The sequence below is a fragment of the Phocaeicola abscessus CCUG 55929 genome (assembly GCF_000312445.1).
GTDB classification, from domain to species: Bacteria; Bacteroidota; Bacteroidia; order Bacteroidales; family Bacteroidaceae; genus Phocaeicola; species Phocaeicola abscessus.
Genome location: NZ_HE997183.1, coordinates 459,910 through 475,270, shown reverse-complemented (window position 1 = coordinate 475,270; position 15,361 = coordinate 459,910). Strand labels below are relative to the sequence as shown.

Genomic DNA, 15,361 nt, shown 5'->3' with positions numbered 1-15,361 from the left:
CGCAGCACGACGCATCGCGGGCAGGTCACCTTCTTCGGCTGCGCAGCACGACGCATCGCGGGCAGGGCACCTTCTTCGGTCGCGCAGCACGACGCATCGCGGGCAGGTCACCTTCTCCGGCTGCGCAGCGCGACGCATTGCGGGCAGGCCATGTTTCGGAAACGAACGGAAGGTATCCCTCCTTGTTTACGATATGAATTCGACTGCGGATTACTAACTTCGTCCGATCGTTTGAACTTGAAATACTTGTTGCATTTGCCGTATCATGGAATGGTGACAGTATGAAAAAATCTTATTCCCGTTTCTTTTATTGATATCTTGCTCGCGAGGGTTTCTATTATGTGGCTGAGGGCTTTTCCGTTCATAAGTTCGATCAGAAAAAAACTCATTTTTTTCGAATCGGTCGCCTTTGTTTGGCAGCCTTATTCCATCGTGGAGTATGCGGATGAGCAGTTGAATGAGGTGGATAAGGAGTAAGGCAGACCCTCCATGATGTGGGCGATAAACAGAATCCGGTTTTATTGTTTTATTGATTACTCGGATATAGACGTAAAAAAGCGGGACAACCTTTTCGATTGTCCCACTCGTTTGGCCGTTAGTTCTTTCACTTCACTTCGATCACCTTCACGGTTTTGATCTTATCCTCCGGTTTCAGTTTCGGCAGTTCGATGGTCAGCACGCCGTCGTTGACAGCTGCATGGATCTTTTCCTTGTCCACATTATCGGGCAGTACCAACGTTTGCTGGAACTTGGAGTATGAGAACTCGCAACGCAAGTAACGGCTATGTTTCTTATCGTCCTCCTTGTTCTCGGTTTTCTTTTCCATGGAAACAACCAGGTTGTGGTCCTGATCCAGATGGATGTTGACATCCTCCTTTTTCATTCCCGGAGCAGCTATCTCGACTTTGTAGTCGTTCTCGTTCTCCATCACGTTCATGGCCGGCGCTGCAGCCTTCGATCTCACCATCCACTCATTGTCGAAAAAGTCATCGAAAAATGTCGGCAACCAGTTTTCATTAAATCTTCTACTCGGTGTCATCATAATTTTATCCTCCTATTTTTATATCGTTTCACTTATTTCGAGCTTCTTCACTCTTTTGAGTTCCGAAGCCCACTCGATCTATTGCAAATGATATACCAATGAATAAAAGGTGATTTGTATCAGGAAAAATGAAGAAAAAAAGACGTTGCGCCTGCCAAAATGTAAGCGTAAGCTGTCAATTTGTCTTTTTAACCGGCGGTATGACGGGGCAGCGGAGGCACAGGGGCATAAAAAAAGGAGTACCGCTGTACTCCAACCTTTGTTAACCTTAAATCTAATACTATGAAAAACATGTGACGAAGTTAGTGCTATTTTCGAAATTGTCAAGCGGTTCGATGAAAAAACAGCTCGGATATAACATTCTTTATGAATATGTCCTTAAAACCTCTCGCTCTTTAATTGTTTTTAAGAGATTCCAATCCGATTTTCCATATTTTCCCGCTCTTTCTGTCCAGCGTAAGCTTGGTGGCTTTATCCGGCAGGAGGGATAGACGCCCGGTCGTTTCGGACAATAACTCTTTTGCCGGACGGTCGGTTATGGGAGGGATCCCTAAATAATCGAAAGCGTGCTGGGGCAGATTCACTGCGATATGAACCGGATAGTCTTCGAAGTTTACGACGATGAGAAGCAAATCGTTATCTTTTTTTCGGAGGTATGCGAATTGTTTGTGTTCATTGAATGTCCATCCCTCTATATTGGCATAGGTGAGGTCGAAGAATTCGCCTTCCCGAATGGCTTTTTCCCGATTGCACATCGTTAATAAGCGCTTGTAGAATTGACGAAGTTCTATTTCCTTTTTATTCAGATATTCGTCGGTAAAGCGTCCGTTATTTCTCCATCGGAAGATGGTATCGACTGTCCAGTAGTCGAAAATCGAGGTTCTGCCGTCTCTGCCGCTGAAGCCTTCGGTATCCATACCTCGCTCCCCCAGTTCTTGGCCGAAATAGATCATCACGGGATTCGTATTCATGGTAGCTGAAATGATCATTGCCGGAATACCGTTGTGCCCATTGCCTGCAAAGAAATCGGAGGCGAGGCGTTGTTCGTCGTGATTCTCCAGGAAGTTCAGCATTTGGCTTTGTATGCCGTTCAGGCTTTGCCAACGACTTGTCAGAACCGTACAAGATTCTCTTCCGCAAGTAATGGCCCGCAGCGAATCGTATAGTCCGGCTTTATCGTACAAATAATCGAACTTTCCGTTGAACAAATAGTTTCTGTATGCTCCCGGGTTATAGATTTCCGCAATGAAGATGAGTTCGGGATATTTCTCCTTGATTTGAGGGATTGCCCAGTGCCAGAACTCGACGGGAACCATTTCTGCCATATCGCAGCGGAAGCCGTCGATGCCTTTTGCCGCCCAGAATCGAAGGATGTCCCGCATCTTGTTCCAGGTGTCGGGGATGGGGCAGAAATGTTTCGAATGTTCGTTCAGATAGTCCACGCCGTAGTTGAGCTTTACGGTTTCGTACCAGTCGGCAATATTTAGGAATGCGTCGAAGCGGTCGTTTCCCGTAGCCTTTGCCGGAAATTCCTCGTAAGGTTTGATGGCGCCGTCATGCAAATCGATGCTCCCTTGGAGTTTTTTGCCTGGTATGTAATAGAAATTGTTCGACGGATTGAATGCTTTCGAGGTATCGTCTCTTTCTCCCAGATCGATCACTCCCTGGGGTTTGGCATTCGAATGGTATTGGCGGGCAACGTGATTGGGAATAAAATCGATGATCATTTTCAGACCGGCTTTATGCGTTCTGTCGACTAAATGCCGGAATTCTTTCATCCTGTCGGGGACCGCCTTGGCCAGGTCGGGATCGATGTCGTAGTAATCTTTTATGGCATAAGGTGATCCGGCCTTGCCTTTCACGATGGCCGGATGATCCGCAGGAATGCCGTATTGTGAGTAATTCGTCTGAGTGGCATGTTCGATCAGCCCAATGTACCAAATATGCGTAGCTCCCAAATGTTTAATTTCCTGTAAGGCTTTCCCGTCGAAATCGGCCATCTTGCCGCATCCGTTCTCTGTGATTGAACCGTTCACGACGCGTCCGATATTTCCGTTTCCGAACAGGCGGGGAAGGACCGCGTAGATCACCATCTTTTCTTTCTGGTTTACCATCTTCGTACGTTCAGATGATTGAGCCTTTATCTTCAATGAGTTCATCTAATATCTCGTTTGCTTTGTCATATCCTATCTTAAATATTTCATCCGCCTTCTCCAATTCGTTATTACTGAATTTTTCCAACCCATAAGGCTCGATCACTAAATCGGCATTCGCTTTCTGGGGTAAAGAATTTGCCTGATAAATAAAGTTGTACGAACGTATGGCAATGGAGGCCACGTTCATGTTGTATTCGTCGGCTATGAGCCGGCTGACGCTTAAAGCTATGATTTTCTCGCAATCGGTTTTCAAAGTAGAAACCGGAAGATTCATAAGTACGCCGCCGTCTACGTAATGGACGCCGTCTATGTTAATGGGAGTAAAGAGGATGGGCATACAGCACGATGCTGCCACTCGCTCGGCGATATCTCCTGTTTTAAAGTGCATACTGAGACCATGATCCAGATCGGTTGCCGTGATAATCAGCGGAATCTTTAAATCCTCTATGTTTTTCGCCCGGATGATACTGCGAAGAAATTTCTTGAAATTTTTGAGATCCAACAACCCGCCGCGATTTAAAGAAATGGAGGTAAAGTCGCCGAAAGATTGGTTGTCGAAGAACGCTAATGCCTCGTAAGGTTCCCTTCCGTCGGCAAGGATGGCGCCGACCAGTGCGCCGGCGCTTGTCCCGGAGATGATGTCCGGGCGTATGTCGTGTTCCATTAACGACTGTATCATGCCGAAATGAGCAAAGCCTTTTATAAAGCCTCCGCTGAGCGCATACCCCATTTTATAACGAAAAGAGTTCATTTGTTTCTCATTTTGAGTGCAAAGCCAAATGTACGACAAATTGCGGTAAAAAACGAAGGGTTCGTCGCATCGTTTTGAATTTTCCGGAAACTTTTGAAGAAGGGAGGCGGCCCTCTCCCGCAATGTCTTGCTCTGATCGAATTGCGGGATACATTTATAGCTACCATCCTTTAGTTATATCGTATCGGCCTGATTTCCGATTCTTATTGGTCGATGGGATCGATTGCAGGCTGGAAATGCGTCTGCTACATCGCAGGGAGCGATATGAACGGAAACTTCGTACCCCCGTCTGTCCGAAGAGGCGAATACGGTACTCGCCATTAATGGTTAACCTTTTTATCGTTTTCGATAAAGTTTTTCACTATTAATGGGTATTGCGTACTTCTGCAAGGCATTCTACTTTTGCATCGAAATAGGAAAAGGTGAAAGAACAATTCTTGTATTTCAGTTTCTTGTATTTCTGTCATATTATTTATTATCATTAAACTTATATCACATGAATAGATTTTTTTTATTCTTCGTATTGGCGGCGGCTCTTTTGGCTGCTCCCAAGGCGGCGATTGCTCAAGAAAATGCAACGGTTGAGGGTAAGAAAGCGTCCGTGGTGGATCTGAAGTCGTGTACTCCCGAGGCGGTGCTGACGGACGGTATGTTTCTCCTGAATAAAGAGGTGGAGATCAGCGGAACCGTCACGCATGTATGCCATAATGCCGGGCGCAAGTGTTTCCTCACAGGCATGGATAAGAACAAATCCATACAGGTATTTGCCGGAGGTGATTTCACGGCATTCAAACCGGAACTGATCGGCAAAAGCATTAAAGTAAAAGGCCTCGTCAAAGAACATCGTATCCAGAAAGAAGCGATCGAAAAGCAAGAAGCCGAAACTGAAGCGGAGATGGCGAAGGAAGATTGCGCCGACATGGAAAGCTGCGAACACATTATGAACAATGTAAAGCAGATGAAGCAGTGGATGGCCGATAACGGGAAAGATTACTATCCCGTTTATTATGTAGATGGCTTACACTATGATATGATTAAATAATTTATAAAAAGGAAAAGGAGTTGAGTATGAAGAAGATTGTATCGTGTTTAATGCTCTTTGCATTAGGGTGCATAGGGTTTGTGTCATGTAAAGATGATAAAAACGACCCCGACCAGCAAGAAGAGAAGAAAGTTCAAGTAAAATTTATAGCTGTCCCGGCGATCGAAGGTACGGTCGATGCTCAGATGATGGAAAAATTGGTGGCCGTATTTACGGAAATTCGCAATCAGGATACGACTCACTGTGTCATCAATAGTGCAGGCATCGGGACGGTTTCTCTGAATAAGGGCACTTATAACATTGCCATTGAAGAAAAGATTAAGAATGCGGCCGGGGCTGACTCTATCGTGATCTCTTCACGCATGGAGAATGTCTCCGTCAATGCGACGGACCAAGAGATTAAGGGTAAGTTGAGCGTAGCTGCGGCAGATGCTTTGGGAAAGAATTTCATCTTCAGCGAGATCTTTTTTAACGGAGAGACCAACTCGGGGCGTATGATGCATCCCGATCAGTACTTTGTCGTGTTCAACGCTACGGAAGACACGCTTTATGCCGACGGCCTTTCGGTAGCGGTGACGCAACAGATATGCTTCCAGAACAAACAGATGTGGTACGATTCCTACTATCCTGATCGCGTGCCGATCGGCGGTTTCGTAACCGTTCCCGGCAACGGAAAGGATCATCCGGTAGCTCCGGGCGATAAATTCGTGGTCGCCTTTACGGCCATCGACCATTCGAGCGTGACCGGATACGACCATGCTGTGGATCTGACGGGTGCGGACTTCGAGATTTATTACGGCCCGGAGGAAAAGGACGTGGATAACCCGGAAGTACCCAATATGCTGTTGGTCGACTTTATGACGAAAGCATCCTACGGATTCTTCATGCATCCGCGCGGTTATATTTCACCGTTGATGTTCAAGTTGGAAAACGGGAAGCAGGAAACTGTGAATAAATTCTTGAAAGAGAATACTTCTGAGTCGAAAACGCTTATTCCCAAGACCGCTACGACACCCGAAGAAATAGTGGAAGTGCAGATTCTCAGCGTGGCTACCGATCGGATTATCGACGGCGTGCAAACGAGCGATGTGCCTCAGGATGTAAAGACGCGAGTGATTCCCGAATCGGTCGATCGCGGAAAGTTTCTCGTCAACGGATGCCATCGGCAGGAGTTGGCGATCCGTCGCCAGGTAAAAGTGGGTAACCGTATTTTCTATAAGGATACGAATAACTCGTCGGAAGATATGGTGATGCAGAAAGGTCAGCACGCTTGGCCGAAAGGTTGGCGCAATAAATAACAGGTAAATACGTAGTTGTTTCTATAGCAAATCGGGAAGGATGACAGACTTGTACGACGATCCTTCTCGATTGCTTATAATACTGAATGCCATGGTTCGGATGCGATACCTATTCATCTTGCTGTTTTCTTTTCTTCCGTTCTGTCTGCATGGAATGGACAACGATCGTAAGAAAACATATATGATACGGGGGACGGTCGTCTCGGTAACGGATGGACAGCCGGCGAGTTTTGCCGTCGTCGGCATCGATGAATTGAATATTCGAACGGTATGCGATATCGACGGACGTTTCGTCTTGACCAAAGTTCCTTCGGGCGAACGACGGATTCAGGTCAATTGTCTCGGATTCAAACCTCATGATCAGGCAGTCAATGTATATAAGGATGTGGAGATCGTTATTCGGATAACTGTTTCCAGCATCGCTTTGCCGGGAGTAGAGGTGATGGCTACGCGTACCAAGCACGACAAGTTGGTGGTCAACGAGACGGCTATCGAATATATCCAGCCCACGTCGTTGGCCGATGTCTTGCTCCTGTTGCCGGGAAATATCTATAAAGAAAACCGTATGAGTACTTTCAGCCAGATTGGCTCTCGGCAGGTAGGTACCGACGCTAACACCTCGTTGGGAATCGCCGTAATGACCGATGGTGCACCGATCTCTGACGACGGTATGCGCACCCAGCTTGTCGGCGTTACCGGTAACTCCATCGAATACGGCCGTGATACGGAGATACAACGTCGTACGGGCATGAATCAGGGAATCGATATGCGGTATATTTCGACCGATCATATCCAAAGCGTCGAATTTACGCGCGGTATCTCTACGGCGCGTTACGGTAATCTTTCCAGCGGTATGATTCAAATCCATTCGAAGTTTGGCATTACCCCGTTGCGTGTCCGTGTCAAAGCGGATCTGAAGAATAAACTCGTCTATGTCGGAAAAGGTTTCAAACTCTCCGAACATGCCGGTACTTTGTATCTCGGAGCGGATTATCTCTCTTCGATCGACGATGTTCGAGAGGAGATGGATAAATTTTCGCGTATTACCGCCCAAGCTTACTACAACAATCAGCTTCGATTAGGCGATTACCGACTCGATTTGGATGCCAAGCTCAGTCAGACTCTCACTGCCAATAAGATGAAAAAAGACGAACTGACTTATGAATATGACGAGACTTACAAAGCTAACTATTCGAAGACGGCTTTGCTCTTGAAGAGCAATCTGAACGTTGACAGACGGCTGTTGGACAAGCTTGAATTTACGTTCTCTTCCGACCTCGTTTTCGATAAGATCACCCGTCATAAAATGGTACTTTCATCGAGCGGCCCCTTGAACGTGCCCTTGGCCAGAGAGGCGGGCGAACACGAAGGATTGTACCTTCCGGGCAAATATTACAGCGATTTCCATATCGATAATATTCCGCTCAATATCTTTTCGCAGTTGCATGCCGTCACACGGTTCCAATTCTCTATGCCTTTCAGCCTCCACCTGCAGTACGGGCTTGAATATCGCCGCTCGAAGAATTATGGAGAGGGGGCTATCGTGGAGGACGAGACCCGCCCGCCGTTTCCCTATGACAACAGTTACATGCGTCCGCGTAAAAATAAAGTTATTCCGGCACTTTCCATCGGTGCGGCCTATCTGCAGGCCGAATTGCTTTACGCCATGCACGAAGACCGAATGCTCAAGATCGCCTTGGGAGGGCGCGCTACGCGGATGTTCAACCTCGATAAAAGTTATGCCCTTTCAGGGAAAGTATTGATGGAACCGCGCATCAATGCGTCGTTCATTTTCGGAAAGGCGCTCCGGAATACGATTCGGGCGGGGTATGGGGAGGAGAATCGGCTGCCGACGCTGGATTACCTCTATCCGGAAAAGCTCTATAAGGATTTTTATATGCTCAATGCCTATAGCAATGATGAAAAATATCGTCGTCTGATTACGTATACGAATGTGTTCGATGTAGCTAATCGCGACATTCGCGAGAATCGGAATCGCAAGGCGGAAATCGGTTGGGATCTCAGTTATCGGGGCTTCGACTTCTCCGTAACGCTTTTCTATGAAAAGACGACGACCGGATTCCAATATTTCACCCATTATTATCCGTTGACGTACGATCTCTACACTACGGTTAAACCCGGAGTCAATATCGGCGATCATATTCCTCAGAAAGAGGATTATGTCCAAGAGAGCTACAGCCTGTTTACCAAGGCCTCGCGCGTGATGAACAGTCGTAAAACCGTTAAGCGAGGCATCGAGTATCGCTTGATTTTCCCGAAAATCGAACCGCTTGCGACGACCATCGAATTGAACGGCGCCTATTATCGCACGAATTACGGCTCTTCTCTGCCGGAATACTATTATCCTAATACGAAGCTCGGCAATCATGTCTATCCGTATGTGGGGCTTTACGATACCGATCCGCAAAACGAGTATCGTCGGCTGAATACGAATATATGGTTCAATACGCATATTCCGAAGTTCAAGTTGATTTTCACGAACTTCGTTCAATTGATCTGGCTCTCTACTTCGCAGTATAAGGACACGCGCCAAAAATTGCCCTATGCTTACTTGGATCTGCAGGGACAAATGCATCGGGTGGAAGCGAAGGAGGCAGCGCTCATCCAATCGCAGGATATGATTTTCAGGCACTTGAAGCGGACCATCCTTCCCATCAACTATGCGCGCGACTCCAAGCCGATATCTTTGCTCTGGAATATCAAGGCTACGAAGGAATTCAACCGCTATGCGAATCTTTCTTTCTTCGTGAACGGAATACTCGATATTCATCCGAAATATATTTCCGGCGGCCGGACTACCGAGCGCGAATGGACGGATCCCTATTTCGGCGTGGAGTTATTCTTCAATTTCAATCTCTGATCATGATAAAACCATTATCCTTATATCTTGTTCTGTACCTCCTTACGGAGACCGTAAGCGCCCAGACTTCGTTATTGACGGAAAGGTACAGGCAACCGCTCTCTCCGGGCGAGATGCGCTACGACAAGGTCGCTACGACGATGGATGTGTATCTGCTTCGGCAGCTTTACACGAATCCGGCGTACTACCAAGTAGCGCAGACCGATAGTCTGTGCAACTCTCTGCGTTATCGTTCCATCGTCTGTACGACGTTGGCACAAGGGCGTTCCAAGGGAGATTTCCTTCCGTACGAAGGCGACGCTTCGCGCGATGTGCGTCTTTTCGGAGCGGGGGAATATACGTTTTCTTCTGCCGGTACGCTTTTTGGTTCTGCGCAGTATGCGCGAGGGCGTCACGACCGTATCGGTTGGTCGTCCGCTCGACAGCCGCAACGGTATCTGCCCTATGTCTCGACGGATTCTGTCGGTGGCGATTTCCACTATGAAGATTATCGGGTGGAAGGAGGCTATGCTTTCCGGATAGCCGATTGGCGATTGGGGATCGACGCTTCGTTCTACGGCGAACAGGCCTGGCGGAAGACGGATCCGCGTGCGCTGAACAATACGACGTGGTTGCGCACTGCCATCGGAATCGCCCGTTCGTTCAACGATCATCTTGTGATGTGGCAAGGCGGGGCGGGACGGAATAAACAGCATGTCTCGCTGCGCTACTGGCGTCCCGGCCAGCAGGATCGTTTCTTCGTGGCTTACGGCTTCGGTTTGTACGACTTCCGCAAGAGCGGTGTCTTCTTCGGTTATTCGCGGATGTACTATGTCAGCGAGCTGAATACGCGCATCGATTACCGATCTCCTCTTCGCCGTCGTCTTATGCTCCGTGCCGGCACAGGCCTTTGCTATGACCGCATGAGGGCGGAAGAGTCGGATATTCAGGATTTATATTTGTCGAAAACTTATCGGTTTACGCCTTACCTTCGCTTCGATTGGCGTGCGACCTCCTCGTTGACCCTATCTCTGTTTGCCGATGCCGATATCAGTCGTCGTAAAGGTTATGAGCATATTTTTGAAGAATATTTAGCCGACGAAGCGAACAATATCTATGACTTCCGCCTGATCGATACGCAGCAGCATTACTCGCTCGGCAGTTCCGAGGGGCTTTTTCGGCTCCGTTTGCGCTATCGATTGGATAAGAGGCATACGCTGAGCGTCAGCGGAGGGACGTCGCTTTTTATGCGTGAAGAAAAATACGCCGGCGAGGGTTATCGCATCGAGAACAAGACTGCTTTCCCTCATGCGCGTCTGAATTATCGGTTGGATTCGCGTCGCACCGAATGGGAATGGGGGCTGTGGTACGGGCGGCAATTACGTCTCGGCAGTACGTATGAGGTGACGATGCGCAATCAGTCGATCGACCATCTCGACTTTCAACATGCTTTCGCTCCATATGCTTATTACGATGCTGCTTTCTCGACCCTTGCTCTGACTGCGAGCTGTATGCGGCACATCGGTTCGTATGGCGTCGGGGCCTCTTTGCATTTCATGTGGACGGACGGGAAGCGCAATGCGAATGCCGTATACACGCAGCGGGTGGGTTTCACGTCTTCGGCACCTATGATTTCTACCGCTCCCGATCGGCACGACGAGTATTGGGGGAGCGCTTCGCTCTTTTTGGTTTTCTGACCGACTGATAGTCGCTCTCGTTTCGATCGGCAGTCTCTGATATCGATTGATTTTATCAATGCGAAGATAGAAATTTCGTCTTGACAGGTATTGGACTTGTGCTTATCTTTGCCCTACGAAATAAAGACATAGTATTCACAATAAAAAAATGAAGTTATGGAAAATCAAGTAAATGTAATGCCTCGCATAGGCGATGCAGCGCCTCAGTTCACCGCGGTTACTACGCAGGGAACGATCAACTTCCCCGATGATTTTAAAGGCAAGTGGAAAATCCTGTTCAGCCATCCAGCTGACTTTACGCCCGTGTGTACCTCTGAGTTTATGACTTTCGGGACGATGGCGAAGGAATTCGAAGAGTTGAATTGCCAGTTGGTAGGGCTTTCGGTCGACGGACTTCACAGTCATATCGCATGGTTGCGTACCATCAAAGAGAAAATCGATTGGAAAGGAAAGAAAAACGTAGAAATACAATTCCCGTTAGTGGTAGATGTGACCATGAATGTGGCCAAACTTTACGGTATGATTCAGCCGGGTGAGAGTACGACGTCGGCCGTACGCGCCGTCTTCTTTATCGATCCGGAAGATAAGATCCGTACCATCTTGTATTATCCGCTGTCTCTGGGACGTAATTTCGATGAGATCAAACGAGTACTGATCGGTTTGCAGACGGTCGATAACTTCGGCGTAGCGCTTCCGGCGGATTGGCGTCCGGGCGACGAGGTCATCGTTCCTCCCGCAGGTTCGTGTGGCGTGGCTAAGGAACGCATGGAAGGCGTCGATAAAGAATTGCATTGTTACGATTGGTTCTTCTGTACAAAACAGATCTCGAAAGCAGAAGTAGAGAGCAAGTTGGGTAAATAGACGAAGGTAAATGAGTCTGATTGTCGAGACTCAAAAGCAAAGTTAGAGGGGATTGTGACAAAACGAACGTTGTGGCACAATCCCCTCTTCTCTCAAGAACTGCTCGTTTGGTTCAAGGCGGAAGTAGTTGCTTTTTAAAGCTGCCGCCCTTTGTGGGGGAGCTGTTGCAGAGTGTCCGAGGATCCGGGAATAAGGTTTGTCGGCGTCTGATTTCGCTTTCGGGCCTCGACGAAGCCTCTCCTTCGCCGAGGCCACGAGAGGTCGAGGGCATTGATTCGAATCAGATTTACTCTATCGGGATAGCGTGCTGCACCGGCGAGAGCATGAACGTAAATTCATAGTCGCCGTAGTGCAACAGGTATTTCTCCAACGGCAGCGTCCCCCAACTGGTTATGCAGCCCAGTCCCATTTGCACCTTATCGATCAGCAGGTTGGTGAGGTCTGCTTTCTTTACCGTTTCGGAATGCGAGTTGTGCTTGCTCCATCCGTCGTCCAGCGATTCTATCGTATAATGTAAGGCGGATGCAGAGAACGGTTCTTCAGCCGTCACCTGCAAGCCTTTTCCTCCTGATACCAATAGTTTCCACCAGCGGATATCAGTCTTCGTGCCATTCTCCTGCGGGCGGATGTAGGGGTAGAACTGTTCGTCGACGCTCTGGCGGTAGATGCCGAGGTCAGTGTTGTAATGACGATCGCTGTAGTTTTCTATCGGGCCTCGTCCGTAGTATTCGATCGTTTCGAAGTTTACGGGCATGGCGAGCTGCATGCCGAAGCGGAAGAAGTCGGATACGTCGGCCGACTTGTCCGCGGTCATCTTTTGGGTCACCTTGATTTGTCCGGCATTATTGATGACGTAGGTCAGAGCTAACTTGGCCGACACTTTCGCCATGTCGTAATCGGCACGGATCACGATCAGTCCGTTCTCTCTTTGCGCTTTGAACGAGGTCAGTCGGATGTCCGGATTCTTCCAGCTGGCATATTTCACTTGCAGGTTGGCTCCCATGTCGTTATCCGTGGGTGCGCGCCAGAAGTTCGGCGTCAAGGCCGCCCCTTCCTCAATCATCTCCTGTCCGTGGGCCGCATAGCGGATCAGATATCCGTTGTGCCGGTTGAATTCCGCCGTAAAGTTGTCACCCTCGACAATCAGGTAGTTTCCGTCGTTATCTTTTAAGACGGGTTCTACCACGGCCGCGTTGTTCATCTCTTTGTTCTTGATGGTCAAGGCCTTCGCCTGATAGGGATTGACGGTCAGCTGGTCCTTCGCTACGACATGCCCGGCGGGCAGTAATCCCTCACGATTTTTCAGTTTGTAAGATATGTTCAACAGCCATTCGCAGTGTTGGCAGGTTGCACCGTAATCCAACGTATAGATTTTCGTTTCATGGGGAGCGACGTCTAAATGTTCGATCCTCCCGCTTTTCATTGCCTCGCCGTTGTGCAGCAGGGTCCATTCCAGGTAGTAGGCGGACAGGTCGCGGAAGAAATTCTCGTTGTAGACATTGATTTGTCCTTTTTCCATGTCGACCGGCGTCGTCCAGATATTCTGGTAAAAGTATCCCACTTCGTACATGTGCGGATTGGGAACGCGGTCGGGACTGACAAGGCCGTTGTCGCAGAAATTCTGGTCTTCGCTTTCGAAGCGATTGAAGTCGCCTGCATAACCGTAAATGGTTACGCCCTTCTTGTTTTTCCAGCGCACGGACTGGTCGACGAAATCCCATATAAATCCGCCTTGCAGATTGTCATATTTCCGGAACAGGTCCCAATATTCTTTGAATCCACCTTCCGAGTTGCCCATCGCATGCGCATATTCGCATTGAATCAACGGCTTGGTCGTGTCCGTTCGTTTTCCGTAGGCTTCCGTCCTTTCGTAATTGTAATACATCGGGCAGAAGATGTCGGTGTGATCGTTTTCTCTCGCCTGTTCGTATTGGCAAGCGCGGCTCGGATCTTCGTTCTTCACCCATTTGTAGGCGGCTTCGAAGTTCGGTCCGTCGCCGGCCTCGTTTCCTAACGACCAGAAGATGATGGCCGGGTGGTTGAAATTACGCTGTACGTTCCGTTGATTGCGTTCCATGTGCGCTTTGGCGTAAGATTTGTCTTTGGCCAGCGTACGCTCGTCATATCCCATGCCGTGAGATTCCAAATTGGCCTCGGCAACCATGTAGATGCCGTATTGATCGCATAAATCGTACCACCGATTATCGTCGGGGTAGTGGCAGGTGCGCACGCTATTCAGATTGAAGCGCTTCATGAGCTGTATGTCCTGAATCATACGTTCTTTGGATAGGACGTAACCGCCGTCAGGATCCAGTTCATGACGGTCGGCTCCCTTAAAGAGGACGGCTTTGCCGTTTATCAATATCTGATCTTTCACCAGTTCTATCTTGCGGAATCCTACGTTCACAGGAATCACTTCTCCCGACTCTCTCAGGGTTGCTGTCAGCGTATATAAATAAGGTGTCTCGGCTGACCATTTGTTGGGGGTCTCTAAACGGATGACGGCCGTATTCGTTTGGGTAGAAGCGCTAGCAACTTCTTTTCCTGCAGCATCGGTGAGTTTTAAATCGACGGTTCCAGAACCTTTCAGATTCATTTTGACAGTCAATGTACCGTTTCGGTACTGTGAGTCCAAGTCGGGAGTGACACGGATGTCTTCGATGCGTTTCTTATTGCGGGCGTACAGGTAGCAGTCGCGCCCCACGCCGCTAAAGCGGAAGAAGTCCTGATCTTCCAAGTACGTCCCGTCGCACCAGCGGAACACCTGGAAGGCGATCAGATTCTTTTGCCCGGGCTTCAAATACGAAGTTAAATCGAATTCGGCTTCTAATTTGCTGTCTTCGCTGTAGCCTACGTATTTCCCGTTTACCCACAGGTACATGTTGGAAGTCACCGAGCCAAAATGCGCGATAATATCCTTCCCGCTCCATGAGGCAGGGACGACTATTGTTCTCCGATAAGATCCGACGTGGTTGTTTTCCGTAGGAACCTGCGGAGGATTCGGTTTATAAACGTTTTTCCACGCGTATCCTATGTTTACGTAAACAGGGTCGCCGTAGCCGTTTAATTCCCATACGGCAGGAACTTCCATCTTGTCCCAACCTTTGTCGTTGAAGTCTGTTTTCCAGAAATCCAACGGACGCTGGTCTGCGTTTTTCACCCAATGAAAGTTCCACTGCCCATTCAATGTCATAAAATTGGAGGACTTTTCTTTTATTCCTTGAGTTGCAGCTTTAGCATTCTCGTATGCAAAATAATTTGCATGCATCGGATAACGGTTTACCGCATTTATCTCCGGGTTAAGCCATTCGTTTGACTGAGCGTTTATTACCAGAGCTCCCAAAGCGAATAGTCCGGTCGTAATTTGTCTTTTCATAAAGATGAATAATTAGTAATTTTGACAAAGATAAAAAGAACTCGCGAAAAATCGACAGAATCGGAATAAATAAAATAAATGTTTGGAAAGGAGGAGTGTTATGCTCGATTTCTCCATATTTGTCCAATTTGCTGAAAAACAGTAAAACGATTTAAATATATAAAATCAGTCGGATTTCGAGGTTCTGTCGGTTATCTTGTCTTGAAGTGTTTTATAGTTTCTATGCAATGCTTCATCTTTATTAATTGTCCGGATGATAGAGGTGATATTGGTTGGCG

Annotated in this window: 10 protein-coding genes; 6 read left to right on the top strand and 4 right to left on the bottom strand. The window is 48.1% G+C overall.

All coding sequences use genetic code 11. The annotated features are described in order from the left end of the window. On the top strand, positions 1–285 hold a 285-nt coding region (locus BN102_RS11060; protein ID WP_036787378.1), incomplete at its 5' end, for a hypothetical protein. A 319-nt stretch (positions 286–604) separates the two neighbouring features. On the opposite strand, the gene BN102_RS05935 is transcribed toward BN102_RS11060, so the two are convergent. From BN102_RS05935 to BN102_RS05925, 3 genes are all read right to left on the bottom strand, one after another. Continuing rightward, positions 605–1,039: an Hsp20/alpha crystallin family protein gene (locus BN102_RS05935; protein WP_035456120.1), complete on the bottom strand. Its 435-nt coding sequence runs from the start codon at positions 1,037–1,039 to the stop codon at positions 605–607. 398 nt (positions 1,040–1,437) lie between these two features. Further along, positions 1,438–3,201 (bottom strand): alpha-amylase family glycosyl hydrolase, encoded by a 1,764-nt coding sequence (locus tag BN102_RS05930; RefSeq protein WP_245545337.1) that lies wholly within the window; start codon positions 3,199–3,201, stop codon positions 1,438–1,440. After that, complete coding sequence (locus BN102_RS05925) at positions 3,167–3,949, bottom strand: patatin-like phospholipase family protein (RefSeq protein WP_019208190.1); 783 nt, start codon at positions 3,947–3,949, stop codon at positions 3,167–3,169. Before BN102_RS05925 ends, BN102_RS05930 begins: the two co-directional genes overlap by 35 nt. Positions 3,950–4,445: 496 nt before the next feature. On the opposite strand from BN102_RS05925, the gene BN102_RS05920 reads away from it, so the two are divergent. The 5 genes from BN102_RS05920 to BN102_RS05900 all read left to right on the top strand — a co-directional run bounded on the left by BN102_RS05920 (position 4,446) and on the right by BN102_RS05900 (position 11,707). Further along, complete coding sequence (locus BN102_RS05920; protein ID WP_019208189.1) at positions 4,446–4,991, top strand: OB-fold nucleic acid binding domain-containing protein; 546 nt, start codon at positions 4,446–4,448, stop codon at positions 4,989–4,991. Between the two features lie 26 nt (positions 4,992–5,017). Then, positions 5,018–6,289, top strand: coding sequence for a DUF4876 domain-containing protein (locus BN102_RS05915; RefSeq protein WP_021311573.1), 1,272 nt, complete (start codon positions 5,018–5,020; stop codon positions 6,287–6,289). A gap of 40 nt (positions 6,290–6,329) precedes the next feature. Then, positions 6,330–9,170 carry a TonB-dependent receptor gene (locus BN102_RS05910; RefSeq protein WP_245545335.1) on the top strand — a complete coding sequence of 947 codons (2,841 nt, stop codon included), beginning with the start codon at positions 6,330–6,332 and terminating at the stop codon, positions 9,168–9,170. 2 nt (positions 9,171–9,172) lie between these two features. After that, positions 9,173–10,846 carry a DUF6850 family outer membrane beta-barrel protein gene (locus BN102_RS05905; RefSeq protein WP_019208186.1) on the top strand — a complete coding sequence of 558 codons (1,674 nt, stop codon included), beginning with the start codon at positions 9,173–9,175 and terminating at the stop codon, positions 10,844–10,846. A 156-nt stretch (positions 10,847–11,002) separates the two neighbouring features. Next, a complete protein-coding gene (locus tag BN102_RS05900) occupies positions 11,003–11,707 on the top strand; it encodes a peroxiredoxin (protein ID WP_019208185.1) in 705 nt (234 codons plus the stop codon). A gap of 286 nt (positions 11,708–11,993) precedes the next feature. Here BN102_RS05900 and BN102_RS05895 read toward each other — a convergent pair whose 3' ends face one another. Continuing rightward, entirely contained in the window at positions 11,994–15,083 is a 3,090-nt protein-coding gene (locus tag BN102_RS05895; protein ID WP_019208184.1) for a glycoside hydrolase family 2 TIM barrel-domain containing protein, read from the bottom strand. Between the last annotated feature and the right edge of the window lie 278 nt (positions 15,084–15,361).

Excerpts from the sequence above, each read along its gene's own strand:
- BN102_RS05935 (WP_035456120.1), bottom strand. The coding sequence starts at position 1,039 with ATGACACCGAGTAGAAGATTTAATGAAAACTGGTTGCCGACATTTTTC.
- BN102_RS05930 (WP_245545337.1), bottom strand. The coding sequence starts at position 3,201 with ATGAACTCATTGAAGATAAAGGCTCAATCATCTGAACGTACGAAGATG.
- BN102_RS05925 (WP_019208190.1), bottom strand. The coding sequence starts at position 3,949 with ATGAACTCTTTTCGTTATAAAATGGGGTATGCGCTCAGCGGAGGCTTT.
- BN102_RS05920 (WP_019208189.1), top strand. The coding sequence starts at position 4,446 with ATGAATAGATTTTTTTTATTCTTCGTATTGGCGGCGGCTCTTTTGGCT.
- BN102_RS05915 (WP_021311573.1), top strand. The coding sequence starts at position 5,018 with ATGAAGAAGATTGTATCGTGTTTAATGCTCTTTGCATTAGGGTGCATA.
- BN102_RS05910 (WP_245545335.1), top strand. The coding sequence starts at position 6,330 with ATGACAGACTTGTACGACGATCCTTCTCGATTGCTTATAATACTGAAT.
- BN102_RS05905 (WP_019208186.1), top strand. The coding sequence starts at position 9,173 with ATGATAAAACCATTATCCTTATATCTTGTTCTGTACCTCCTTACGGAG.
- BN102_RS05900 (WP_019208185.1), top strand. The coding sequence starts at position 11,003 with ATGGAAAATCAAGTAAATGTAATGCCTCGCATAGGCGATGCAGCGCCT.
- BN102_RS05895 (WP_019208184.1), bottom strand. The coding sequence starts at position 15,083 with ATGAAAAGACAAATTACGACCGGACTATTCGCTTTGGGAGCTCTGGTA.